Genomic DNA, 25,158 nt, shown 5'->3' with positions numbered 1-25,158 from the left:
CGAGTGATGCCGCCCCATGCTCCCCTTCTGCCCCGTCTGTCCGATGCGCACAACAAGGTCGCCAGCACCGACGAGACCGATACCAAGACCGGTGACTTTGACGCTGAGGGCAACAGCTTCTCCACCCAGAAGCTCGCAGCGGTCGGGCTGATTCCTGAAGCACCTGTCAGCGCGCTCGGTGCCCAGCTGACATGGCCCACCGCGGCCCCCGGCACGAAGAACATCGTGTCCAGCGCGGGACAGGCGGTGAAGATCGACGGATGGCCGCAACCGTCCCACTGGCTATGGAAATGCGGGCATCGACTACCGGTTCTTCGCGCACTGCATTGCGCTGGACCCGATCAGGCAGGTCAAAGCCGACGTACTTCCGGCAACGGAAGCATCCACTTCTTCGACATCGCATTGGCGCCCTAGCCATGCTCCCGGTGGAGTAGGCACCCTTCGCCGGGTGCCTACGTCGCTGTCCACGGACAGTGGGACATCCGGGTGAGCGGACAGTTCAGGTCCTTGCTGGCGGACAGTTGATCTCCCTGTCCGGTATGACAATTGATCGCCCGTGCGGCTCAATGCTCCGGTAGCTGACGTGGAGTATCGGAGCGGATGATGCCTGCGTAGGGTGGCCGGGTGACAGATGATCGCGAACTGCGCCCGAGGCCCATAGGTGAGTTGCGGAACGCCTTCGACCTCGTGGAGCAGGTGCGGCTGCGGTCCGGAGTATGGGTGCGTAACGGTTCGGTGGAAGAGCTGAGCACGATGTTGTTTGGCTACTCTGTCGCGCTTCAGGTCCACGGGGTGGACGAGGACTTCGTCTTCCACCCCGCTGCCGGCCCGTTCGCGCAGTGGCTGGGCTGGAAGTACGGCTGGTCGATGGCGACGGGCTGGGCCAGCGCGATCGAGCGGCATCTCCCTGACGAGCCACCGCTGGAAGCGTTCTTCCGGTTGCTCGACGAGTTCCGGGAGAGCACAGCTGGCCGGCCGAGGGGAGCCGAAGCGTGCTGAGTGCTGGCGGTTGATCTCTCACGACGACGCCAGCGGAACGACGCCCTGGCCGGTGGTGGCCTGGGTCAGCCGCAGGCTGGAGCCTTCGGTGAGGACGATGTGGGCGTGGTGCAGGAGCCGGTCGACGGCGGCGGTGGCCAGCGTTTTGGGCATGATCGAGTCGAATCCTGAGGGGTGCAGGTTCGAGGTGACGATTACGGACCGGCGTTCGTAGGCAGCGTCGATGACGCGGTAGAACGCCTCGGCGGCGGCCTGTCCGGAGGGCAGCATGCCGATGTCGTCGATGATGATGAGGTCGCATCGGGTGATCTTCGCGATGGCCTTGGAGACGGTGTTGTCGACGGTCGCCCGTCCCAGGTGGGCGGTGAGCGATTCGAGAGTGAACCAGGAGACCTTCATCCCCTCGTCGATCGCCTTGTTCGCCAGGGCCTCGGCGAGATGGCTCTTGCCCGTACCGGAAGGCCCGGCGACAGCCAGGTTCTCCGCGCGTCCGATCCATTCCAGCGTCATCAGGGCTTGCTGGGTCGGCGCCGGGATGGAGGAGTCGGCCTCGCGCCAGGAGTCGAAGGTCTTGCCCGAAGGGAGCTGGGCCTGCTGGCGGTGGTTGCGGCGGGTCGCCTCGTCCCGTCCCTTGATCTCTTCCTCCAGCAGGATCCGGACCACCTCGGCCGGGTCCCAGCGTTGCGAGCGGGGCGTGGCGAGGACCTCTGGGGCCGCCCGGCGCAAGTACGGGAACCGCATCCGCTTCAGGACGGCCTCCAGCTCGATGGGGATCGGCGGGGGTGCGGGCGACGGCGGGACGGGGGACGGGGCCGGAACGACTTCGGGCGGATCGGCAACAGCGGTGGTGGTCATCAGCAACTGCCTTTCTTTGTCGGATTGTTCGGAGCAGTAGGTCAGGTGGCCTGGCGGCCGAAGTCGGCCCAGGCGGAGGTGCCTGGCTGGACCGAGTGGGATTCGTCGGCGACGACGAGGTCGGCGGGGCGGGTGCCGTGCCGGCGGTGCTGGACGATGGACATCAAGTCGTCCTCGGCGAACCGGCCCGCGGTCGCCGCGAGACCGAGGCCGAGGTCGACTTCGGCGGGGCCGATGAGGGCGGCGAGCTCGACGGCGGCGGCCATCTTCACCCGGATCCGGGTGGTGCCCGCGGCGCCGGCCTCGATCAGCCAGGACTTCGCCCCGGGCCCCAGCGCGAGGAAGGCTGCCTCGGCGTCGTTCGCGGGCTTGGGTTTGGGCTGGCGCGGGGAGCCGTCCATCTCCTGCGGATGGTTCGGATAGTGCGCCAGGTCGGCGGCCCACGGCAACGACTTGAGGATGTCGGACCGCGATCCCGGCGACCCGGTCGATGGTCATCGTCTTCTCGTTGTCGGTGAGTACGTAGGTCGGTGCCCCGCCGATGGCCCGCAACGTGGAGTCGATGCAGGAGATCACAGTGGGCAGGGTCCGGTCCCAGACCGGGATCACCACCCGGAAGCGGGACCAGGCCAGCCACGCGCAGAACAACAGCGTCTCCCGCTCGGCCGTGCCGCCCGGACCAGGCACTTTCGGGCCCCATCCCCAGTCGAACTGCAACCAGAGACCGGGCTCGGTGATCCACGGCCGGTAAGTACGACTGTGGCCGGCCCGCCAGCGTTCCTTCGCCCGCGCGACCGCCCGCCGGGTCGTCCGCTCGTCCCCGGCGAACCCAAGCAGCTGAAGGCGTTCGTGGAGCTTGTCGGCCCGCACCGTGCCCTGCGAGCGTTCGACCCACTCCTCGATCTTCGGCATGAACGGGTCGATCACCTTCGGCCGGCTCACCGGACCACCGGTGGGACGACCCGCGTCCCTCATTCGTGCGTACCGGCGCACGGTCTTCGGATCGACCCCCGCCAGCGCAGCCGCCGAATGCGCGCACTCGGTGGCGTCGAGAGCCTCGAAGATTTCCATGATCTCCCTGTCAGACTTCTTCACGATCCCTCCGGAGATGAGTTGGTTCGCTGCCAGGCAGCACCGAACCAACCCCCGGAGGGATCACCTGTTCGGAATCGACACGAATGGGTCCGCGGAAAGGGAGATCAACTGTCCGCAGATCAGGACCTGACTTGTCCGCCTACAAGGATCTTGCGCTGTCCGCTCTCAGTCGCCATCGTCTGTCATCTCCGCTCGTCCGCCGTGCAGCACACGAGGCTCCGCGGTCCGGCCTTGGTCTCTCAGCGGCTGAAGAAGCGGGCGGCGTATGCCGGGACGGCAGGGGGCCGAGCTCGCTGACCGCAGCGTTCCATGTCATGGAAGGCCAGGACAGCCGTTGAATCATGGGTCCTGGCTGTACTCGTTCTGTCGGCAACGCCGGTCTCGGCGGGGCGACCGCGAGTAAGACAGGTCGGGGGCGAATCGCTAGTGAGGTGCTTGGCCTGGCCGGCTCAGTACCCTCGGGTCTGCTGGGCGGCATCGCGGACGCGACCGACGTAGACGGGTACCCGTTCGGCAAGCCGGGCCATTTCGCGACCCGCATGGACTCCGATTGCAAGGGCCAGAGCAAGGGCCACGGCTCGGCTCAGTTCGGTCAGGCCTTGCGTGGTGCGCCCCTGGATAAAACCGAGAAGCCCCAGATAGACGGCTGAGCCAGGAAGAAGAGGGCCCAGTGCGGCTGTCACGTAGATCAGGGAGGTCGTGCCTCTACGCCGTGCGATGAGCTGCCCGAACAGGCCAACCAACATCGTGGCCGTTCCGGTTGACGTGACCGGATCCAGGCCTGCCTGGCCGTTGAGAGCACCGAAGACAGCCCAGCCTGCCGCGCCGTTCGCGGTGACCGGCAGCAGGACATCGCGAGGGCATTGCAGGAGCACTGCCAGCGCTGCGGACACCAGCATTGCAGCGATCAGCTGCAGTATGGGCAGGGAGTTGCGTCCGAAGCTCTCCTCTGGGCGGAGTTCAGCGCCCAGGTAGTGTGCCAGCGGGAGGACAGCGAGTACCCCCAGTACGATTCCCGTGACGAGGTAGAAGACTTCCAGCAGTCGCGCGCCGGCCGTTAAGTAGAACGCTGTCAGTCCGTCTTCGACTCCTGCGACCAGTGCCCGGCCGGGAAGGAGTGCGTAGAGTCCGCCTGTGATCACGAAAGATCCCTGCAAGCCGGCTCCGGCCGCAGCCAGGAGTACTCCGCTGATGGAGGCGGGCAGGGCGCCTGCGACGAACTGGTAGAATTCTGGCACTCCGTAGCGTGCCAGCAGGGCCGCGAGACGGTCGCCTGCGGCGGCCGCGCAGAAGGCGGTCATGAATCCTACGACCGCGAGCAGACTCCAGTGTCCCCCTACCAGCAGGCTCGCGCTGCCGGCCAAGCACCCTGCGGCCAAGGATGCAGCCCATGGAGGGTAGGGGCTGGCGTCGTTCCGGATCTGTGTCAGTCGCGTCTTGGCAGTCTGGACGTCGTATTCGCCGTGCACGATGCGATCGACCAGCCGGTGGGTGGCTTCTAGTCGGCTGTGGTTCGCCGCCCTGCGGCGTACGGTTCGGGTTGCTGTTAGGGGAACTGGGTGTGTGTCCGGCTGGAAGCTGATGGACAGCATGGTGAACGTCACCTGAGGTTCGCACTGGTGCAGGCCATAGGCGCTGGTGATCCCGAGCATGGCGGCCTCGACGTCTTCGGCACCTTGTCCGCTGGCCAGGAGTAGTTCGCCGATGCGCAATGTGAGACCCAGCACCTCACCCGCGTCCAGGAGTTGGCCATAAGGTGCGTCCTGCCTGCTCTGCGGGGACTGAGGCCGAGGACCTCCCCGCCACAAGGCGTCCCGCATTCTGTCCAGCCACGATTCGCCTGCCGCTCGGCGGCGAGCTGACCGAGTGCTGCGTCCCCTGTGAACCGGGTGCTGGTTCGATGTGTGGTTTCTTTTCGTGGGTCCTAGCATTCCGCGCACGCCTCCACGCGAGATCAGTCGCCCGTACGGTCAGGCGCGGGCCCAGTGCCACCATCGGGCAATGCCGGATGATCTTGTAGCTGGCACCACTTGCCTTCTGAGTGTCGTATCAGAGCGGATGAGGGGAGCACGATGACCAAGCATGACCCGGCTATCGACATTGCGCCGACGACGATTAAGCACCTTTCTGACGTCCTCGGTCTTGGTCATCGGGCGTTCGACACGACCATCAAGCCATAGGCCGGGTGATCTTCGTCAGCGCGGCCGCACACATCGAGGCGTCGGAGCCGGCGTGCTATGTGGCCTTGAACTGCGATGCGCTTGGTGACTTCGTGCTGGGTTTCCGTGACCTTGGAGCAACACGGACTGGGGCTACCGGAATGGATTGCTCGTTGCCTCTGACGCACGAGGCAAGGAGGTGGCCGGTCTTCTCGGTACAGCGTGCCGTGACTACCTCGTAAGTGCAGAACCCTCCTCTTGCCGTACGCGGGAGAACGCTGCACTGGACGGAACGGGCAGTTGACAGAGCGGATCCACGGTCGGTTCAGCAGAGCCGGGAAGCTTCGGGCCTCTCGCGGGTACATCCCTTCGGGTCTCAGTAAGCGAGTGAAGAGGGCTGCGGACCACCTGATGGTGACGCGCGAGATGATCAGTTGGGACCAGAGGAAGCGCTGAGCAGGCAGGGGACGTGCCTGGATGCTGTCAGGTTCAGAGGCTGTCGATGACGTCAACGATGAGCCGGGTGCCGCCGCTCGCGATGAGAGTAACTGCGATGGCGGTCAGGAGGATGCCCGCGACCTTCTCCAGAAGGGCAGTGGTGGAGGCCGTAATGCGGTGGGTGAGGCGGCCGGCCAAGGCGAGCGTGATGCCGGTGAGGGCCGCGTAGGCAAGGCCGGCGATGGTGAGGCCGACGGCCGCGGTCGTACTGGGGGCTTCAGCTCGGTACGCGACGAAGAAGCCAAAGGTGGTGCCGCCGAAGGTGAGGGGGAAGGTGAGGGGAGTGAAGGCAATCGACCTCCACGGCGGCACCGCGGGCCGGTCTTTGGCGGCGGGGCTGTCGGAGACAGGTTCGACGGCCGTTGCGGTTTGACCAGTCATCATGGGAACTGCTGCCAGGAGCAGTGCGATGCCCCCGGTGGCCGAGAGCGCGGCTGTGCTGAGCCCGAGGAGTTCAAGGAGCGGTTCGCCGACCCAGAGGGCCGCGAGCATGAGAATGGTGGTGTTGACGAAGAGCTGCCAGGCCAGCTTGCGTTGGTCAGAGCGACTGTAGCCCTCCATGTAGGGGAGGTAGGACGCGAGTGCCGCAATGGGGCTGTAGAGCGCGAAAAGGGCGAAAAACAGCAGCAGCGCATCGTCCAGGTGCAGCGACGACATGACGTCTCCAGAAGGTACGGGCAAGCCGCGCCGAGGTGAGAAAGAAGGCCCGCCGGCGAAAGCCCTTCGCTGTTATCGGCTGTCGGCGAGCGCGTACTGGGTATCCGGGAGTTGGAGGGTGAAACGGCCCGGGAGGTGTCAGAAGGTGACGGGCTCGCGGATCAGCGGGCACGTCATGCAATGTCCTCCGCCGCGTCCCCGGCCGAGTTCAGCACCCACGATGGTGATGACCTCCACTCCGGCTTTGCGCAGCAGCGTGTTTGTCTGTGTGTTCCGGTCGTAAGTGAAGACCACACCGGGCTCAAGGGCGACAGCGTTGTTTCCGCTGTCCCATTGCTGGCGCTCGGAGGCGTACACGTCTCCACCCGTCTCGATCACTCGCAGTTCGGGCAGGCCGAGTGCTCGGGCGACCACGTCTACGAAGGGAGTCGAGCCCTCATCGGTCACGTCCAGTCCAGGCGCCTTGTCACTCGGACGGAGCGAGAAGGTGTGGACGGCGCTCATGATGTGCGGGTACAGCGTGACGATGTCGCGGTCGGCAAAGGTGAACACGGTGTCCAGATGCATCGCCGCGCGCAGCTTGGGCATTCCGGCCACGATGACGTGCTGTGCCGCGCCCTGTTCGAACAGTGCCTTGGCGACCTGGGTGATGGCCTGGCGCGAGGTACGCTCGCTCATCCCCATGAGAACGACGCCGTTGCCGACAGGCATGATGTCGCCGCCTTCGAAGGTGGCCTGGCCCCAGGTCTTCTCGGGGTCGCCCCACCAGACGGTGGAGCCCTTGAAGTCGGGGTGGAAGGCGTAGATGGCCTTCATGAGGAGGGTCTCGTCATGCCTGGCGGGCCAGTACAACGGGTTGAGTGTGACGCCGCCGTACAGCCAGCACGTAGTGTCGCGGGTATAGAGGGTGTTGGGCAGCGGCGGCATGAGGTATTCGCGCGCGCCACTCGATTCCTGCGCGAGTGCGAGATAGCCGGAGCGGAAGTCATCCGGCAGGTCAGTGGTCGCAAGGCCGCCGATGAGGAACTCGGCCAGCTTCTTGGTCTCGAGGGTTTCCAGGAAAGAGCGGGCGTCGTCAACGAGGCCCAGGCCGACCTCGTTAGGGACGATCTTCCGGTCCAGGAGCCAGTCCCTGGCTTCGCGGACGTTCATGGTCTGAGCCAGAACATCGTGAAGTTCGACGACGTCGACGCCGCGCTGGGTGAGCTTGTTGACGAAGTCTGCGTGGTCGCGTTGGGCGTTCTCTACCCACATCACGTCATCGAAAAGCAGGTCGTCGGAGTTGGTCGGTGTCAGACGCCGGTGCGCGAGACCAGGAGCGCAGACCAGAACTTTACGCAGTCGGCCGACCTCGGAGTGGACGCCGAGCGTCTCGGCGGAGGCATCTGCGGTCATCGGATTCCTCTAGCTCATGTGCTGTCTCAAACAGCTTGCGGGGGATGGGAACTGCGGCGGCAAGAAGTTGCCGAGGTCAGGTCGGTCAGTAGCGCAGGAGGGCAGCGGTGCCGTCCACCACGTCGCCCTGCCCTGCGGGAATCTCGGTGAAGTGGGCGTCGCTGAGTACGGCCGCGCGGAGCAACAAGGCTGCTGCGTTCATCTCGAACGCTTCTGCTGCCTTGTCAGCGAGGGCTTCCCGGGCACTTGCCACCACCAGTGGTTCGGATGCGGCAGACCATTTCAACAGGCCTTGGGGGAAGTGAGAGGAGAGCAACAAGGTACTCACTCGTCCGTCGGCCAAGGCCTCGGCCACCGCCGGGATTGAGGACACGGCAGCGCCCGATGCCGCGCTCTGCCTGAAACTGGCAAACGTGTCGTCGTGTGAGCGCCGGGAGGCGGCAGCAAGGGCTTCGTCAACCGATCGGCGTAGAGACTCCTGTGCGTCTTCCCCGCCACGGCCTCCAGAGACGTCCACGAGAGTGAGGCCTGCACGCTGCAACACCGGCTGGTCACGCAGGGCCGCAGTTGCCTTGACATCGCCGCCGATGAAAACCACGGCTGCGTCCACCGCCTCAACAGCGGCGGCAATCTCCTCTGCCACACCTGCCGCGTTCGCGGACCACACGTTCTCTGTCCTGCGATGGTATGAGGCTTTCGACGGCCCACCGGCCTTGACTCGAGTGATGTGCAATGTACTGCCGCTATAGGAACGGCTAGCCGCGGCATCCAGAGTCCCCGCCTCGTATGCGTCAATGTCGCCGCCCTGCCGATCGATGGCCACCACGACATGGGGAAGCTGCCGGTCGTAGTCGAGCACCGTGTCGAAGGCGTCGGCCACTGGCCCGAATACTGCTCTGTTCCGCAAAGGTGGAGCCGCCAGAGTGTACGCACCAAGCAGACGACCCTGGGTTGCAAATAGGGACTCCCCTTGCAGACCCACCACCTCGGGCGCACCGCCTACCTGCGCTCCAATGACATCGAGCGTCTGGCTGTCCGCGCCCTGGTGCTCGAGTTCCTGTCTCAGATGCCGCCACTGGATCTCGATACGTCTGTCCGCGTCCTGGTCCGCACGGGTGGTGTCCAGATGCACCGACACGACAGGCCCCGACACCTCATACAGGGGACGAAGAAACGCAAGGTCCACCAGCACTCCTTCAAGGTCACCAAGAAACAGAAGCTACAGTCCGGACATATTGCCCCATACCATTAGGAAAGGTGATCCGACGCGCGGGCATGTCGACTCCTTCCCGCTAAAGCTGGCAAGGGCGACGCGAGCGGAGGCTCCGCGTCTGGCCAAGCGGGAGCGCTGTTGCTGTCCGGGCTGTTGCGCCAGCACGACGGCATTCAAGCCGACAGTCGAGCGGCAGCGCCGAAGGCGATGCAGCCGACCGCGGTGACACCGAGAGTCAGGTGCTCCAGTAGCGCGCCAGTGACGAAGTCAACCGGCAGGAACGAGACGACCATGGTCGTCCACAGCGCTACGGCGACAGCGAAGCCCAACGTAACTTGGCCGGCGAAGAGGGCAAGGCCATTTTGACGCGGCAAACGCTGGCCCGACACGGCCATCGCAATCAAGGCGGCGATTGCGATCAGTGCAATCACCAGATTAATCCATACCCCGTCGGAAACCTCATGGGCACACTCTGCGCCGCCGACTGGGTTGTTAGGTGCAGCTCGGTAGGTTTCGACGTCGAGCGCATCCCTGAACTGGAAAGCAAGCACGACAATCGGACCGTAAAGTCCGGCCGCGTTAACGATCAGACGCTGCCCTGACTCGAAGGCACCCGAATCACGGCTGCGGAGCTGAAGCAAGGTCTTCACTCCGAGTAGCAGCAAGAGCGATGCAAACCCGAACACCGCGCCGTTGAGCTGGAGCTCATGCGCGGCGACAGCCCGAGCGATACCTTCGGAAGAAAATCCAGCGATCACGGCGAAGGTGAAGCTAAGGATCAGCAGCGCGAAGAATGCGGAAACGAATAGAGCAACCCCATCCCCGCTTCGCCTGTCCTCAAAGGTGTGTTTTCCTGATGACTGTTGATCAACGGTCAGCGGAATAGCTAGAAGCGCGAAGCCTGCCAGGAGTCCCGCCACAGCCGAGTACCAGCCAGCCGTCGTTGCCACGTCGAACCTGACAGCTTCATCGCACATCATTTGCTTACACTATGTCATTTCTGGTGCCAGGATTGCCTTAGCCGTTCTCGATGCCGCGCGCCTCCAAAGAAAGTTCAGTATGAGGTGCGAGGGAGTCTGCGGCTGGCATACGGTGTGGCTCTCATTTGGGGGAGTACGGGGAAGTTGGATTTCTCCGGACGAGGTGTGCGTGATCGTGAAGCCGTTGTTCCTGCCGTCGCGGGCCCGGTCGTCGTTGTGCGGCCGGGTCAGAGAATGTACATGAGGATCCAGTGAGCCTCTTTCATCCTGAATAGTCGCAGGTCATTAGCATATGGATGGCCTATACGATGCTGCCGACGCGACGGGTGGAACATCTGGCTCTCCCCAGCAGTCGCCAGGACTTCAGCTGCGCGAAGGCGCGTTCTCCGGGAGCTCTCAGCCGGGCGTGGTCGCGGTTGAACTGCCGATAATGCTCTGGCTGTTCGCGGTGGTGGTAGTAGTAGGGGGTTCGGCTGGTGGCGCCGGCACCTTGGTAGGCGCGGTCGGCGAGGACCAGGATCTGCTGGGTGAGGCAGGCCCGGCCGCTGCCGTGGGCACGCGCGGCGGTCAGGTCGTGGGTGCGGCCGGGCATTGCGCGGGAGAACCACAGCGGTGTGCCGTCGGGGCGGGCGATGACCTGCACGTTCATGCCGTCCCGACGGTGCTTCATCGAGTAGTACGGCTCGTCGGCGCCGATGCGGTCGATGGGGATCAAGGTGCCGTCAACGATGACGTTGGGCCTTCCCCGAGGCCGGTGAGGGCTTCGTGGAGGCCGGGTGCCAGGCCGCGGGGACGTCCAGCGTCTCGTCGACTTACCGCCAGGCGGTGGTCTGGGGTTTCCCGAAACCGCTCCGAGCTGCGAGAACGTCTCGTTCTTCCGCTGTGGAATCAGCACGCCAACGATCAGGGGCACCGTCTCGTCACCACACCCGCCGACCAGCCCAGTTCACCCTCCAGGACAGGATGAAGGAGGCTCAGTCACCCAGAACCTGGGTGATGCCCCGCTGTGCCAGGTGAGCCTCGTCGTGCGCCCGCTCGGCGGTGACGAGGGCCGGGTGGACGCCGTCTTCGATGCAGCGGAAGAACCGGTCGGCCGCGTCCATGTTTTCGGCGCCCTTCGTCAGGACCAGCGCGGTGGTCCGGGTCAGCGGATGGGGTGGCTCCCGCCGGAGCTCCGCGACGAGCTCGGCGAGCGCGGCTCCCACCGGTTTGACCTCGTTGTCGACCGTCAGCAGGCCCAGCTCGTACTCGTAGGGATCGAAGCCGGTGAGGCTGCGGTCGATGTCGTGGCTGCCCCACCAGGTGCAGCCCCACACGTCCGACGACGACAGGGTGTTGCGGACGAAGGTGCGGGCCCAGTCGGGGATGGACGCGTCCGGGCGCTCTACCGGGGAGGCGCCGAACTCCTGCAGCCACTTGGCGCGTCCGGGGCCCGGCGCGTACGCCCCGGCCAGCTCGGCCATGAACTCGCCGAGGTGGAGGGTCCCGGTGCCGTCCGGGCCCCAATGTTCGAGGACCCCCGTCCAGTAGGGATAGCTGTGGAAGACGCTGGCGTTGCCGCTGGTGGCCGCGCCCTGGGGGCTGAAGACGTCGCCGTGCAGCCAGGGCCGGTGGTCGAGGCCGTTGACGTGGAAGCCGCCCGGTGCGATCCGGGCGCAATGGTCGAGCAGCCTGGCGGCCCAACGGTCGCCCTCGGCGGGGGGTGTCCCGTCGGTGATGACCGAGATCTCGTTGCCGAGGTCGAAGCCCAGGAACCGCGGGTGGTCCGCCACGGTGTCGGCTAGCGCCTCGAGCAGGTGCAGTTCGGCCGCCACGACGTCCTGGTCGGTGATCATGTTGCGGCCCCTGACCCACACCGGCTCGAACGTGAAGCCGCTGAGCCAGCCGTCGAGGACGCTCACCATCACGTCCAGGCCGGTGTCGGGGCGGTCGGCGAGGTCGAGCAGTTCGCGCAGCCGGCCGAGGGCGGCCGTGCTGACGAAGGCGGGGTTGGGCTGGAACACGGGCCAGATCAGCTGGATCCTGATGTGGTCGAGCTCCAGACCGGCCAGAGCGCGCAGGTCGTCCAGGACGGATTCCGCGTCCCAGTCGTTCCAGCAGTACCACCAGTTCCTGCTGGGCACATAGTTGACCCCGAAGCGAGGTGGCTGGGCCCGGTGCTCCGGCGCCGGCTGGGCTAGGGCGTACTTGTTCATGTGTGTCCTTATGTGAGAGGTGTCGGATGCGGGCGGGAGTCAGCGAGCCGCCTCCTCCAGCCACAGCGCGGCGGTGACACCGCGCGGGTAGTAGCGGCTGGCCATGACCTCTCCCGCGAGCATCTGGTCGCTCCAGGCCCAGACGGAGTGCTCCGGGTGCAGCAGCCAGGCCCGGTGAGCCGCATCGGCGGCCCGGTCGACGGCGTCGGCGGTGCGGCCGAGCAGGTGCCGGGCGACGAACTGGCAGAGGTAGATCTTGCTCAGCCAGGAGTTGTCGCTGGTCGCCGACAGCTTCCAGCCACCGTCGTCAAAGAGGCACGTCCCCTTCACCAGGACGGCGTCCACGTGCGCGCGCAGGGCCGCGACGAGATCGCCGTAGGGACCGTCTGGCGCCACGGCGTCGGTGCGTCCCGCAGCCCACAGGTGAGCCAAGCCCTCGATGACCGGCACGGTGACCCCGGGGGCTCCACGCTCGAGGAGTGCCGGGATCAACCCGTCGGGCGTGCGGTGCGCCAGGACGGTGTCCACACAGCGGCGAGCCTGGGCGGTGGCGACGGCCGCCGCGTCGGGATCGAGAACGCCTCCGAGCCAGACATACGCCGCAAAGGTCTTCACCGCGAGGTAGGCGCTGCGCCGGGCTCGGCCGAGAGACGCATCGAGGCTGTCGTACGTGGTGATCTCGGCGCCGGTCCCGCAGCGGCTGCCGTCCAGGCTCATCACCCCGTCACGGAGGGCCGGATCGGGGTGGTCGCGGTTGACCAGACTTTCCAGGCACCGGGCCAGCACCGGCAGGCGCTCCTCCAGCCAGGCAGTGTCACCCGAGGCATGGGCGTAGACACCCGCACAAAGCACCCAGTTCACCAGTTGCTCGTGGGACATCTGTGAGAACAGCCCATGGCTGCCCCACCTCTCATAAGAGGAAACACCGGGCGGCGAAAAGGCGTTCGCGAACCCCATGTCGTGGGTGAAGGCGATACCCCCGGGGTGTTCTGAGCCGGAGCCTTGGAGCCGCACGGTGTCCTCGTAGGAGTAGCGGTCGGCATACTGGTCGAGGACGTTGCGGATGACCCAGGGGTTCTGCCGCGCCTCGAAGAACACATGGTCGGCGGTGAGGTCGAAGGTGTTCATCATTCGGTACTCGCCCTCGTGCACGACCCACAGAGGTGCCCCGCCGGCGTCCAGCGCCTGGGTGGACGCGAAGTAGCCGCGCAGTGCGTGCGCCAGCATGAACTGCTGGTCGTCGTTCAGCTCTGCCCGGGCGAACGTCGCCTCGTCGCGCTCGCAGCGGGCCGTCAGCTCGGCGAACCGGCTGACCGCGTAGGACGCGACGTCCTCGATGCGAGGGAACCAGCGACCGTAGAGGTAGGAGGCCTCCAATCCGGTGGTCACCGTGCCCGCCTGGTGGAAGCAGACCGCGACCCGCAGCGTCCGCCGCTCCCCGGCGGGCACGTCGGCGACCAGTGCTCCGGCCGACCCGAGACCGAAGCCCCAGTTCTCGCCGTCGGGCGACCCCACAATGTCCTCCAGGTCGAGACCGATCGCCGACCGCACCCCGGGGTCGCCGGTGGCCAGCGCGGTCGTGCGGCCCTGGCCGACCCCGGCGGTGACCGCGCCGGCGGTCTCCAGGTGGCGCATCCCACGGGTGCGGTCCGTGCCCTGGTAGCCGAAGAACAGCCGGCGCCGCCGGCTGCCCGCGGTGTTGTCCAGGGTGACCTCGGCGAAGACGGCCGGGACATAGGCTGCCCGCAGCGCGTCGGCGTCGGCGCGGTCCGGGTCGGGCAGCGGGCCGGTGGGGGACCACACGGTGAAGGTGAGGTCCCCGGCGCGCCAGGTGTCGCGGCCCGCGGTGGTCTCCCGGCTGATTCCCGCGTCGGGGAAGGCGGTCAGCGGGCGTTCGGCCAACGGTCCGAGCATGCCCTGCGCCTCGGTGCCGAGGCCGGTTCCGGGGGCGTCGCCGGCTCCGCCGAAACGTACCCGGTCGTCCGGCGACGGCGTGAAGAACGGCAGAGCCTCGAAGCGTGAGCCGTCCGCGGACTCCGCGCCGATCCACACGTTGTCACCGGCCGGGCCGGCGAGTTCGAGGCCGAGTCCGCCGCTCGCCCCTCGGTGCCCGAGGGTGAACGAGGCGAAAGCGCCGGCCGGGGCGTGGTGGGTGTTGTAGAAGATGCGGTGCGTCATGATGCCTTCTCGTCAGCGGCTGAGCCGGTAGGAGCCCGGGGTGAGGTCGGCGTACAGGATGTTGCCGCGGCGCAGTTGCCCGCGCACCGGCCGCCACCGTCCGCCGCCGGTGCGGCGGGTGAGCGTCCAGCCGGAGCGGTGCAGGTCCGTGGCGAGGAACGAGGTCCGCTCTCCGCTCTCCTCACCGACCGTGAACCCCACCGTGCGCTGCAGCGCCCCCGCCCGGTCGCCGAACAGCGTCAGTGCGCGGTGGACGCGGACCAGGACCGCGCCGTCGGCCTGGAAGGTCTCGACGGGGAACGGCTCGGTGTCCGCCGCGTGCGGCTGCAGGACGTGCAGGAACTCGGTACGGGTCCCCTGCATGGCCGGGCTCACCTCCACCCGCCAGGCGCCGGGGTCGGTCGAGGAGTTGACGGGAAGGGGGTTGGGGTAGTTCGTCCCGTCGACCTCGAACTCCCGGCCCGGGCCTCCCGTCGTGGTGATCCGGTTCCCGCTCGGCCAGAGCGTCTCCATCCGCAGCCGCCCGCTGTATCCGGGGTCCGTGCGGGCCACGTCCACCCTGGCCCCGTCCACCCGAGGCTCCTCCGCACTGTGCAGCAGGAAGGCGGTACGGAACGACGAGTCGCTCGTGGTGAGGGAGTCCCGTACGAGCAGCGCGGCCGGTCTGCCCTCCTCGCCGTGGTTGACGAAGACGAACGAGCGGGTGCAGGAGCGCACTTTGGGCCCGTACGCCGCGCTGATGTCCCCCTTGATGTGACTGAACGCGGGCCTGTCGCGGTCGGGGCCTGCCCAGCTGGCCGCGGCGGTGGCGTTCTCGTAGCCGTTGGCCGGGTCGAGCAGCTCTTTTAGGTTCCGTGCCTCCTTTGCGCCGGCCGGGAAGCGCTGGCCGCCGTCGTTGGAGACCGGTGTGGTGTAGAAGCGGAAGCTCTCGGCGGGGTCGTGGACGAGCAGCGCGTTGTGCGCGATGGTGCGCTTGTTGTAGTTGAGGTCGTGAGGGGAGGCCCAGCCTCCGTTGCGGCCCTCGTAGACGCCGGAGTCCAGGGCGAGCGCGCCTCGGTAGTAGATCTGGAAGGCGCCGGCGTCCAGGTGCGCGTGGTTGCTGAAGTTGTGGCCGCCGATGTGGATGTGGGCGATCGCGGTGTCGGCGTCGGGTCCCTCGTCCCAGCCGGTCCTGGCCGTCATCCCCGCCAGAGGTCGAGGGCTGAGCCGCGTGAGGGGCAGGGTGGAGGCAGCCTTGCGCGGCAGTGCGGGGTCGTGGAACAGGCAGAAGAACAGGGCTTCCTCGGCGCGCGGGACGTAACCGTGCTCGAGTTGGCTGAGCAGCAGGTCCTGGTGCCACCGGTTTCGGTAGTGGGCCGTGGACAGGAGCATGGACGCGACGGTGGGCGGGTCGCTCCAGTACCTGCCGAGGGGGTGGTAGGTGCTCTGGTAGGTGTCGCCGGAGCGTATGAGCTGACCGTCGGGCCGGCGTTGGTGGATCCAGTCGGTGACCAGGTCCTGCTGCGACGGGAGGTAGCCCGCGTCGGACCCCATCCGGTCGTAGAGGACGGTGGCGATCATGTCCGGGACCAGGCGGATGCCCTGGTAGGAATCGCCTTGGTGGTGGCGGCCGGTGGGATAGAAGAAGTTCCGGGCCGGCACGAACTCTTCGCGGATGCGTGCCGAGACCAGGTCGAAGATCTCCGGGTCCTCGTCGTACACCGCTATGCCGGCGGCCAGTTGGTCGCGTTGCAGTTCGTACTCGGTGGCGTGGGAGGTGACCGAGCTGAGCCGGTCGGGCGGGAACCCCACCCCCTGGTTCTCCGCAAGTCGCTTCATCGCCCCGATGAACACCTGCCTGTCCTTGTCGCCGATCAGCTCGTAGCACCAGTCGTAGACCAATGCCGCCGTGAACAGCGTGGTGCCCGTCCTTCGCACCTCGGAGACGGACGCGGTGTGCGGGAACGGCTTGAAGGTGGCGAGGAAGTTCCGCAATTGGGCGACGGCCTTCCGGCCGGTGGCTTCCTCCCGGTGCACCAGGTAGAGGAATGCGCCGGCCTCGATGGCGCTCTTGACGGGCAGGCTGTAGACACCGCCGGAGAGCGTGCCGTCCGTGTCGAGCTGCGCGGCCCGTATGAGCGTTTCGTAGCGCGGTGCGATCACCGGATCGGTGAGGTTGGCGCGAATGGCCGCGAGGTGCCCGTCGGTGACGAGGACTCTCGGCTCTCCGTTACGACGCGGCCGGGGTGTGCGCCGGCCGGCCGCTGCGTCGACGGTCGTGGCGCCGGGCACGAGGGCGTACACGGTGGCGGATGCGGCGGTCACTGCGCCCATCGCGAGAACATGGCGGCGGGTGAGGCCGGGCCTGCGGTGCTCGGACATGTGCGGAACCTCCGGGGGGCGGGGGTGCGGGTGAGGAGGGGGCGCGGGAAAGGCGCGCGGCGTCATTTGATGCCGACGTGCGCGAGGCTGTTGACGAAGTACCGCTGAGCGAGGACGAAGAGGACGATCATCGGGAGGGTTGCCATCGCGGTGCCCGCCATGAGCAGTTCCCACTGGGTGGTGTTCTCCTGCTGGAACGAGGCGAGGCCAACTTGAAGGACCCGCAGGTCCTCCCGGCCGGTGACGAGCAGCGGCCACAGGAAGTTCGTCCACCCGGTCTGGAAGGTCAATAGGGCCACGGTGATGATCGCCGGACGGATCTGCGGGGTGACGATCCGCGCCCAGATCACGAACTCGTTCGCCCCGTCGATCCGGGCCGCCTCCGACAGTTCGCGCGGTACGCCCAGATAGAACTGCCTGAAGAGAAAGACCGAGACCGGGCTCATCGCCCCGGGGATGATCAGCGCCCACCAGGAGTCGAGCCAGCCGGTGCCCCCCTGTCCGAGGATGTCGTTGCCGCCGAAGAGGGGCATCGACCGGACGAGGATGAACTGCGGCACGACGATTGTGTACATCGGGATCATGATCGCGCCGATGAAGCCGAAGAAGAGGATCTTGGAGCCCCGGAACGGCAGCCGCGCGAGCGCGTACCCAGCCATTGACGCGAGCACGACGTTGATGACGGTGTGCCCGGCGGCGATGAAGAAGCTGTTGCGCGCGTAGGTCACGAACGGCGCTGCCCGCAGCGCGTCCAGGTAGTTGCTCCAGCGCGGGGAGTCCGGGATCAGCGCGCCGGACGCGGCCTGCGACGGGTCCCGCAGCGAGGAGAGGACCATCCATGCGAACGGTGTGACCATCAGGATCGACACCATGGCGAGCAGCCAGAACCCGGCGATCCTGGCCACGGGCGAGCCGTCGCGCCGGCTGCGTCGCCGACGGGTCTGCTGAGGCCGGTCATGCGCGGCCGACGGGGGCGCGGACTTCTGGGGCCGAACCGCTCGGACCGCCGCGGGAGAGGCTTCAGTGGCCATCGCGGGACTCTCCCATCGTGCGTGTGTTCACTGCCGTCAGCACGATCAGCGCGACCAGCAGGACCACCGACTGCGCGCAGGCGACGCCAAGCCGGAAGTCCGAGAAGCCGGTGTTGTAGATCTCGTACGTGGTGAGGGTGGTGGCGTACGCCGGCCCGCCCCGCGTCAGGACATACACCTGGTCGAATGCCTGGAACGCGCCGACCGTGGCGGTGATCAGGACGAAGTACGTGGCGGGGCGCAGCAGCGGCACGGTGATATCGACAAATTTTCGCCACGGGCCGGCCCCGTCGATCGCCGCGGCCTCGTACAGGTCGCCGGGCACGCCCTGCAGGGCCGCCAGGTAGATGAGCGTGTTGAAGCCGAGGCCCTGCCAGATGCTGATCAGGATGACCGAGACCAGCGCCACCGAGGGGTCGTTGAGCCAGGCGACGGGAGCGATGCCGACGCTGCCCAGGATCTCGTTGGCCAGACCGTCGACTTGGAGGATGTAGCTCCAGATCAGGGCGACGGCGACGGTGGCGGTGATCTGCGGCAGGTAGATCGCGGTCCGGAAGAAGCCCTGGCCGCGCATGCCCTGGTTGAGCAGCACCGCGAGGCCCAGGGAGATCGCCATGGTGACGGGGACCGTGCCGACCGCGTAGAGCAGCGTTGTCCACAGACTGCGCAGGAACCCGCCGTCGGTGAAGATTTCGGCGTAGTTGTCGAGGCCGACGAAGCCGGGGGTGGTGAACACGTCGTAGTCGGTGAGGCTGAGGACGAACGCCGCGACGACGGGGAGGCCGATCCACAGACCGACGTGCAGGGTGCCGGGCAGGGCGAATAGCAGGCCGGCCCGTCGCTGGCCGCGCATCAGGTCGTGGCGGGAGGGGGCGCGGCTGCCGGTGGGAACCTTCTCGAGGGTGCTCATCAGAGGCGCCCGATCGCGTCCTCGGCCTGCCCGAGCAGTGAGTCCAGCGCCTTGTCGACGGAGTCCTTGCCCGTCAGCACGCCCTCGATGGCGGGGTTGACCACCGTGCGGATCTCCATCCAGGCCGGTGAGCCGCCCTCGTTGACGGAGTCCTTGAGGTGGTCGCGGATCAGCGGGGCGGCGGGATTGCGGACCGAGGTGTCGGCGGCGACGTCGGCGTAGGGGGGGATGTAGCCGTTGGGGTCGGTGACTGCCAGGGAGTTCTTCTTGGCGGTGACCTCCTCGACGAACGCGACGGCCGCTTCCTGGTTCCTCGACCGCTTGTTGACGGCGACGAGCGTGCCGCCGACGAACATCGAGGGCTTGGTGTCCTCGATCACGAAGTAGCCGACGTTGTCGAGGTCCGCGCTGCCGCCGCCCAGTTCGACGGCGACCTGCCCGACTGCCGAGGCCGCAGTCGGCATCATCGAGCTGCTGCCCTTGAGCAGGGACTGGAGCGGGGTGGTGCTGCGGAACGATAGCGACGTCGACTTGTCCGTGACCAGGCCCGCCATGAACTCCAGGCCCTTCACGCCCGGCGCGCCGTCGAAGAGCACCTTCGTACCGGCCTCGTCGAACATCCGGCCGCCGGAGGCGTCCAGGGTGCTGACCCACAGCTGGCGGAGGTTGACGGAGGAGATGTCGATGCCGGCCCGCTCGAAGCCGCCGCCGCTCTTGCTCCGGGTGAGCTCTTTCGCGGCCGCGCGCAGGTCGTCCAGGGTTCTCGGGGTGGCGGTGATGCCGGCCTGGGCGAAGTGGTCCTTGCGGTAGGCGACGACGATAGGGTCCAGGCCCAGAGGACGGGCGTACGGCTTGTCCAGGTACAGGGCCGGGGCGACGACCGGGTCCAGGTAGCCGGCCCCGTCGGTCAGCGAGGCAGGCAGTTCGGCGAAGGTGTTCTTCGCGGCGAACGGCGGTATCCAGCCGAAGCCCACCATGACCACGTCTGCCAGCGTGCCTCCGGCCAGTCCGGTGGAGATCTTCTCCGGCAGCACGTCCCAGGTGTTGTAGTCGACGCGCAGTTTCGCGCCCGGGTAGGCGCCGCGGTAAGCCTGGGCGATCCGGCCCTCGAGGATCTTCTTGCCCTGCGTGGTGGCGAAGACGGGTGTGAGCACCGACAGGGAGCCGTCCTTCTTCGTGCTGCCGCCGCCCCCGCAGCCGGCCAGTCCCAGCGTGGAGGCGGCGAGCGAGGCGCCCAGCGCCCCTCTGAGGAGGGTCCGGCGATCCAGTGACGTCATTGTCATGCCCCTTTGCGTTCGGGTGGGCCGGTGCGCGACGCACCGGAGGGTGAGCAGGCGGCCAGGAGACCGGACGGGAATCGGTCCGGGTGGAGCGGGCGGGCGGGATCAGGCGAGTCGGGGGAGCTGGTGGGCGCTGACCAGGCCGTGGAGCGGCAGGCCGGCGACCAGCCGGTGCAGTTCCTCGGCGGCGAAGCGGCCCATCACGTCGAGGTCGGCCCCCTCCGTGCCGGCCAGGTGCGGTGTCAGGAACACGTTGGGGAGATGGTGCAGTCCGTGCTCCGGGGGCAGCGGTTCCGGATCGGTGACGTCCAGGTACGCCGCCAGCCGGCCGCTCGCGGTCTCGGCGAGCAGCGCCTCGGTGTCGAGGAGCCGGCCTCGGGCCGTGTTGACCACGGCGGCCCCGTCGGGCAGCAGGCGCAGCCGGGTGGCGTCGATCATGTGGACGGTCGAGGGCAGGATCGGCGCGTGCAGCGAGAGGATGTCCGACCGCTCGCAGAGCGAGTCCAGGTCGGTCAGCTCCACACCGAGCTCCGCGGCCAGGGCGGGCGAGCAGAAGGGGTCGTACAGCACGACCTTCCGCCCGTCGGCCCTCAGCCTTTGGATGAGCGCCATCCCGATCCGTGAGGCGCCGACGATGCCGATGGTCTTGTTACCGAAACCGACGTCGGGGCGGTCGTGCCGGGCCGCCACCGTCCCCTCGCGGTAGGACTGCGAGAGGGTCAGTGCCTTCTTCGCCGCCAGGGTGATGAAGGCGTACGCGACCGCCGCGACCGGATCCGCCATCTCCCCGGCCGCCGAGGACACAAGCAGTCCCCGGGCGAAGACCTCCGGACCGACGACGTCCTTCACCGACCCCGCCGCGTGCAGCACGGCACGCAGCTTGGGGGCCCGGTCCAGCACCGCGTCGTCGATCAGCGGCGCGCCCCAGCTGGTGAAGAGCACGGTCGCCTCGGCGAGTTCCGGAGACTGGTCCAGATCGGCGAGGTCGACGAGTGGAGCCGCAGCGATGATGCGGGCCCGGACCGACTCGGGGAAGACCGCCGGCTGGAGTCGCCGGTCCATGCACACGACGGCACGGTGTGTCACCGCGACGGCGGAGCCCGGGCTGGGCTCCGAGGTGGACTGCATCACCATGGATAGAAAAACTTTCTGTCGTAGACGAAAACTTTACTGACTGGCGTGTAACGTAGAACCGCTTGTTTTCAGGTGTCAAGGGTCGTGCGCTGCCTGCTTGCGGGCCATTTCTGCGAAGGCGTTGAGTGCGACTCCAGAAATCTGATAGAAAAGTTTTCATGACGAACCTCGAATCGGATGGCCAGGTCTCTGCGCGCAAGGCGACGCTGAGCGAGGTCGCTGAGCGGGCTGGGGTTTCCCTGGCGACCGCGTCCCGCGCACTTACCGGCACCTATCCGGTCGCGGAGAAGACCAGGGCCCGGGTGGTCGAGGCCGCGGGCGACCTCGGCTACGCGCGCGGTCGCCGGCTCGGGGACACGGAGCGGCGGTTCCCCACGGTCGCCGTCGTCGCCCACGACGTCCGGCAGGAGTTCCTCGTCGAGATCGTGTCCGGCATCGAGCAGGTGGCCGCAGGTGCGGGGCACTTCTGCCTCGTCGGATCGACCGGCTACTCCGCGGAAACCGAACTGGCCATGCTCGACAACCTTGTCGGCGACCCGGTTATCGAGGGCGTCGTCGTGGCGGGCGGCGCCTACGACACCCCCGCCTACCGGTCGGGCATGGCCGACATGGCACGGCGCTTCGCCGACCGCGGACTCCCGCTGGTCTTCTGTGGGCGCCCGGGCATCGGCGACGACTCAGCGATCACTGTCGTCGACTACGACCGCGCCGGCGGCTCGGCCTCCGCGGTCGGGCACCTGCTTTCCCGCGGGCACCGGAGGATCGCCTTCGTCCGCGGTCCGCGCGGCTTCACCACCAGCGAGGGACGGGCTGCCGGTCACGACGCCGCCCTCGCGTCCTTCGGCATCCCTGCCGACGATCGACTCGTCAAGATCGGCGAGCGCAGCCGGGCCACCGGCTACCAGGGGACCAAGGAGCTCCTGGCAGAGGAGGCCGGTATGACGGCGATCTTCGCCGAGAACGACTACATGGCGGCTGGCTGCCTCGCCGCACTCCGCGAGGCAGGTCTCTCCGTTCCCGGTGATGTATCCGTCATCGGCTACGACGACCTCGACGTCGCACAGGAGACGTGGCCACCGCTCACCACCGTCCACCTCCCCTTCGATGAACTCGGCCGCGCCGCCGCCCGCCTCGTCCTCGCGCCCGCGGCACCGGGCTCGGGCCGGGACTCGGCCGTCTTCGGCACGCATCTCGTCATCCGGGAATCAGTGCGAAGCCTCTGGTGAGGCGGCTGACAGCGGCCACCGGCACAGGCCCCAACGTCTCACTCGGCAAGAGTCCCCGCCAGCCACGCGCGAGCGTCCACCAGCACTCCCTCCAACGGGGCAGCGCCCGGATGCCACTTGCGCTCCCACTCCAGCGACAACCATCCCGCGAATCCGTCGTGGGCGAGCCGCTGCACGAGCGGCGAGAGCGGGAGGTCCCCCGAGCCCAGCGGCATGGGAGAGGCGTCACCTGTTCGCTCGTCCTTCAGCTGCACATGGGCCAGATGGGAGCCCAGCGCCCGAAGCGTGTCCTCCCACCGCTCACCCGCCGCCACAGAATGCCCGACATCCCAGATGGCACGGACACGCGGGTGGCCGACCCGGTCCAGGAGATCCGCTACATCTGCCCCCGTCCGATGGGTGTCGTGCGTCTCCAACCACAGCCCGGTGCCGTCCGGGAGCCGCTCCGCGGCGGCCTCGAGCCGCGCCGCCATCCGGGCGTCCGCACCACGGCCGGCACCGCCCGGAAAGACCCTCACCGCCTGTGCTCCCAGATCCGCAGCGAGCCTCGCCTCCGCCAGCAGCCGGGTGATGACTTCTTCGTCCCCCTCGGACGAAGTGCCGCAGTACACGTACGAGTTGAGCGTGACCAAGCTGATCTGCGTGCCCAGCGCAGCCCGGGCCGCCCGCCGCTCACCGGTAGTCAGTCCCACGTGGACGGGCTCGTCAGGAGCGGACAGGAGTTCCACCCCCGCCCATCCCGTTCGCACGGCCAGATCACGAACCTCGGGCAGCGGCAGCCCGGGGCATCCCAGGGTGGAGAACGCCAGTCTCATGGCCGCGCAGCATAGCCCGGACGACCGAAACCAGAAAACCGGCCGGACTCAACAGCGCCTCGTTCCACCTCCCCGACGTACGGCCTGCGGCGATCGGCACCGGCACCGGCAGGCGACGAGCCGCGAGGGAGGTGCCTCGTCCACGCACACGACGTGCCCCGTTCGCGCACACCGCACGCCGACCGGGCGAGGCAGCCTTACGGCGAGGGGTCACCGACCCACCGACTTACGTGGAGGAGAGCACCACCATGGGCCGCCTGACAGAGGACGAGGTCGCCGCCTACCGGCACGACGGGTACCACCGCTTCAACCAGCAGGTCTTCGCACCCGAGCAGCTTGAGCGACTCGCGGCAATCTTTGAGGAGCACGTCGCCGGCGCTGGCTCGAAGCGCACCGACGAACTGGACAAGCCGCACCTGGAGGACGCGCGCCTTCTGGAGTTCCTTCTCGCCCCGGAGGTCGCCGACCTCGTCGAGCCGCTCATCGGTTCCGACATCGGCCTGTTCTCCAGCCACTTCATCGCCAAGGAGCCCTTCACCGGCCGGCCCACGCCCTGGCACGAGGACTCCGCGTTCTGGAACGCCGAGTTCAACGACTTCTCCCGCATCGTCACCGTCTGGCTCGCTCTGGACGACGTGGACCGTGAGAACGGTTGCATGGCCGTCATACCCGGAACACAGCGCAACGGATTCTCCTCGTACCACGCAATCGAGAACGGCGAGGCATACACCTTCGGCGAGGAGATCAGCCAGGTGGACTCCAGCAACGCCATGTACTTGGAACTCGGCCGAGGCCAGGCATCGTTGCACGACAGCCGGATCATCCACGGGGCCGACGCGAACACCAGTGACCGCCGCCGCGCCGGCTACACGATGCGCTACTTCGACACCTCAGCTCGAGTACTCAAGAACGGGCCCGTCTGGCTCGTCCGGGGCAAGGACCGCGACGGCGGCAACCGCTTCGTCAACGCCTAGCGTTTCGGTAGGCGGTCGGCGAGCAGCCGACCGCCGCCCTGAAGGCGCGCGCGAAATGTGAGGCGTCGCCGAAGCCGCTCGCCCGACGGACCTCGCCTACGGCCAGATCCGTGGTTGCGAGGAGGGCACGCGCCGCCCGCAGGCGCACCTGGTGCAGATGCCCGGACAGCGTCATCCCGGTCTCCTGCCGGAACCGCTCACGGAGGTGCCCGGCGGACAGGTGAGTCACCGCCGCAAGCTCGTCTGTACCGAGAGGCCGCGCGTAGTGGCGTTCCATGTGTTCGAGCAACCGCGGCAACCAGGCCGGCGCGGGGGCCCCGCCCCCGGACAACGGTCCCTCGCGCTGCCGCGCCAGGGATACGACGAGCTGCGTGAGCAGCGCGTGGGAAGCGAGCCTGCGGTGGGGGCGACCATGCTCGGACTCACTGACCAACTCCGCGAACAAGCGCTCCGATACGCCGTCCTCGGCCCCCCTCAGCGGCCCGGTCGCCGTTGACAGCCCCTCCAGCAACGACGGAATCTCCGACGGCAATCCATGTACATCGAGCGTCACATCGATCAACTCCAGACGGCCCCCCCGCTCAGGTTCGACCGCGTGCAGCGAACTCGGCGAGACCACCAGAACGTCGCACTCCCCGACCGGGTAGGACACTCCATCCACGCTATGGACGCCGCTCCCGCCGGTGACCAGCACCACTTCGTGGAAGTCGTGCCAGTGCGGCCGGTAGGGGCGAGTAAGCGTCTGCCGGACGGCTACGACGTCGCCTGGCCGCCGGAACCCGTGCCCCGTCAGCCGCGGAGGCAGTTGTCCCACCACCCCGAACTCAGTCGACATGGCGTCGAAACCCCTCATGCAACGTTTCCGAGAGAGTGATTATTCACGGCATTATCTTTCCCGACAACGCGCCTTCCCCAACAGATGCTCACACCATGTGTGGTGCAGCCTCACACATCAGCACACGACCGTTGTGGCAGCCCCGGGTGAGCACGGAGCGCGGTGGCTCCGGCGACAGAACTCGGCGCACACCCTTCCGCAGGCGCTCCCACCACTTGGTGCGGGGAGCAGTCCAGAACGGCGCCATCTCACCCTGTCGCACGTTCACATGGCGCCCTTCGAAGAGGTACTCCAGCTCTCCCTCCACAGCGAAGTTCACCTCAATGTCATCGTGTCGGTGCGGGTGGGTCATCAGAGAAGGCCGCCCG

20 protein-coding genes and 2 pseudogenes are annotated in these 25,158 nt (G+C 67.5%); 4 read left to right on the top strand and 18 right to left on the bottom strand.

The window, feature by feature from the left end; translation table 11 throughout:
- The first annotated feature begins 6 nt into the window (after positions 1-6).
- Positions 7-414 carry a hypothetical protein gene (locus ACWGO0_RS15485; protein WP_453533873.1) on the top strand — a complete coding sequence of 136 codons (408 nt, stop codon included), beginning with the start codon at positions 7-9 and terminating at the stop codon, positions 412-414.
- Between the two features lie 210 nt (positions 415-624).
- Positions 625-999 carry a hypothetical protein gene (locus ACWGO0_RS15480; protein WP_453533870.1) on the top strand — a complete coding sequence of 125 codons (375 nt, stop codon included), beginning with the start codon at positions 625-627 and terminating at the stop codon, positions 997-999.
- An 18-nt stretch (positions 1,000-1,017) separates the two neighbouring features.
- Here ACWGO0_RS15480 and istB read toward each other — a convergent pair whose 3' ends face one another.
- The 16 genes and pseudogenes from istB to ACWGO0_RS15400 form a co-directional block, all read right to left on the bottom strand.
- The gene (istB, locus tag ACWGO0_RS15475) at positions 1,018-1,854 is read right to left on the bottom strand and encodes an IS21-like element helper ATPase IstB (protein WP_453534102.1); all 837 of its coding nucleotides are present in this window, start codon (positions 1,852-1,854) and stop codon (positions 1,018-1,020) included.
- A gap of 41 nt (positions 1,855-1,895) precedes the next feature.
- On the bottom strand, positions 1,896-2,303 hold the full coding sequence (locus tag ACWGO0_RS15470; RefSeq protein ID WP_453534117.1) for a hypothetical protein: 408 nt from the start codon (positions 2,301-2,303) through the stop codon (positions 1,896-1,898).
- Positions 2,281-2,925, bottom strand: a pseudogene (locus tag ACWGO0_RS15465) (IS21 family transposase); the annotation flags it as partial. The gene ACWGO0_RS15470 and the pseudogene ACWGO0_RS15465, both read right to left, overlap by 23 nt.
- A 473-nt stretch (positions 2,926-3,398) precedes the next feature.
- The gene (locus tag ACWGO0_RS15460; protein ID WP_453533868.1) at positions 3,399-4,661 is read right to left on the bottom strand and encodes a threonine/serine ThrE exporter family protein; all 1,263 of its coding nucleotides are present in this window, start codon (positions 4,659-4,661) and stop codon (positions 3,399-3,401) included.
- Between the two features lie 936 nt (positions 4,662-5,597).
- On the bottom strand, positions 5,598-6,263 hold the full coding sequence (locus tag ACWGO0_RS15455; protein ID WP_453533865.1) for a MarC family protein: 666 nt from the start codon (positions 6,261-6,263) through the stop codon (positions 5,598-5,600).
- Positions 6,264-6,401: 138 nt separating this feature from the next.
- A complete protein-coding gene (locus ACWGO0_RS15450; protein ID WP_453533862.1) occupies positions 6,402-7,658 on the bottom strand; it encodes an arginine deiminase in 1,257 nt (418 codons plus the stop codon).
- A gap of 85 nt (positions 7,659-7,743) precedes the next feature.
- Positions 7,744-8,844 carry a baeRF2 domain-containing protein gene (locus tag ACWGO0_RS15445; RefSeq protein WP_453533859.1) on the bottom strand — a complete coding sequence of 367 codons (1,101 nt, stop codon included), beginning with the start codon at positions 8,842-8,844 and terminating at the stop codon, positions 7,744-7,746.
- A gap of 200 nt (positions 8,845-9,044) precedes the next feature.
- On the bottom strand, positions 9,045-9,851 hold the full coding sequence (locus ACWGO0_RS15440) for a hypothetical protein (protein WP_453533857.1): 807 nt from the start codon (positions 9,849-9,851) through the stop codon (positions 9,045-9,047).
- Between the two features lie 301 nt (positions 9,852-10,152).
- Positions 10,153-10,731, bottom strand: a pseudogene (locus ACWGO0_RS15435) (transposase family protein); the annotation flags it as partial.
- Between the two features lie 94 nt (positions 10,732-10,825).
- Complete coding sequence (locus tag ACWGO0_RS15430; protein WP_453533854.1) at positions 10,826-12,046, bottom strand: glycoside hydrolase 5 family protein; 1,221 nt, start codon at positions 12,044-12,046, stop codon at positions 10,826-10,828.
- A 39-nt stretch (positions 12,047-12,085) separates the two neighbouring features.
- Positions 12,086-14,224, bottom strand: coding sequence for a glycoside hydrolase family 52 protein (locus ACWGO0_RS15425; protein WP_453533852.1), 2,139 nt, complete (start codon positions 14,222-14,224; stop codon positions 12,086-12,088).
- A 12-nt stretch (positions 14,225-14,236) separates the two neighbouring features.
- Positions 14,237-16,585 carry a heparinase II/III domain-containing protein gene (locus ACWGO0_RS15420; protein ID WP_453533849.1) on the bottom strand — a complete coding sequence of 783 codons (2,349 nt, stop codon included), beginning with the start codon at positions 16,583-16,585 and terminating at the stop codon, positions 14,237-14,239.
- 62 nt (positions 16,586-16,647) lie between these two features.
- The gene (locus ACWGO0_RS15415) at positions 16,648-17,490 is read right to left on the bottom strand and encodes a carbohydrate ABC transporter permease (RefSeq protein ID WP_453533846.1); all 843 of its coding nucleotides are present in this window, start codon (positions 17,488-17,490) and stop codon (positions 16,648-16,650) included.
- A 115-nt stretch (positions 17,491-17,605) separates the two neighbouring features.
- Positions 17,606-18,526 (bottom strand): carbohydrate ABC transporter permease, encoded by a 921-nt coding sequence (locus ACWGO0_RS15410; protein ID WP_453533843.1) that lies wholly within the window; start codon positions 18,524-18,526, stop codon positions 17,606-17,608.
- Positions 18,526-19,803, bottom strand: a complete 1,278-nt coding sequence (locus ACWGO0_RS15405; protein WP_453533840.1) for an extracellular solute-binding protein — start codon at positions 19,801-19,803, stop codon at positions 18,526-18,528. Before ACWGO0_RS15405 ends, ACWGO0_RS15410 begins: the two co-directional genes overlap by 1 nt.
- A 108-nt stretch (positions 19,804-19,911) precedes the next feature.
- Positions 19,912-20,868 (bottom strand): hydroxyacid dehydrogenase, encoded by a 957-nt coding sequence (locus ACWGO0_RS15400; protein WP_453533837.1) that lies wholly within the window; start codon positions 20,866-20,868, stop codon positions 19,912-19,914.
- A 230-nt stretch (positions 20,869-21,098) separates the two neighbouring features.
- Between ACWGO0_RS15400 and ACWGO0_RS15395 the strand changes: the two genes are divergently transcribed.
- Complete coding sequence (locus tag ACWGO0_RS15395; RefSeq protein WP_453533834.1) at positions 21,099-22,166, top strand: LacI family DNA-binding transcriptional regulator; 1,068 nt, start codon at positions 21,099-21,101, stop codon at positions 22,164-22,166.
- A gap of 38 nt (positions 22,167-22,204) precedes the next feature.
- Here the strand turns inward: ACWGO0_RS15395 and ACWGO0_RS15390 are convergent, their stop codons facing one another.
- Complete coding sequence (locus tag ACWGO0_RS15390) at positions 22,205-22,981, bottom strand: sugar phosphate isomerase/epimerase family protein (protein ID WP_453533831.1); 777 nt, start codon at positions 22,979-22,981, stop codon at positions 22,205-22,207.
- Positions 22,982-23,229: 248 nt separating this feature from the next.
- On the opposite strand from ACWGO0_RS15390, the gene ACWGO0_RS15385 reads away from it, so the two are divergent.
- Positions 23,230-23,955: a phytanoyl-CoA dioxygenase family protein gene (locus ACWGO0_RS15385; RefSeq protein WP_453533828.1), complete on the top strand. Its 726-nt coding sequence runs from the start codon at positions 23,230-23,232 to the stop codon at positions 23,953-23,955.
- Here the strand turns inward: ACWGO0_RS15385 and ACWGO0_RS15380 are convergent.
- Entirely contained in the window at positions 23,945-24,790 is an 846-nt protein-coding gene (locus tag ACWGO0_RS15380; RefSeq protein WP_453533825.1) for a helix-turn-helix domain-containing protein, read from the bottom strand. The genes ACWGO0_RS15385 and ACWGO0_RS15380 overlap by 11 nt on opposite strands.
- Positions 24,791-25,158 lie beyond the last annotated feature (368 nt).

The organism is Streptomyces sp. NPDC055749, from assembly GCF_053617235.1.
The sequence above is the reverse complement of the archived record's forward strand: the minus strand, read 5'-3'. Positions and strand labels throughout refer to the sequence as shown.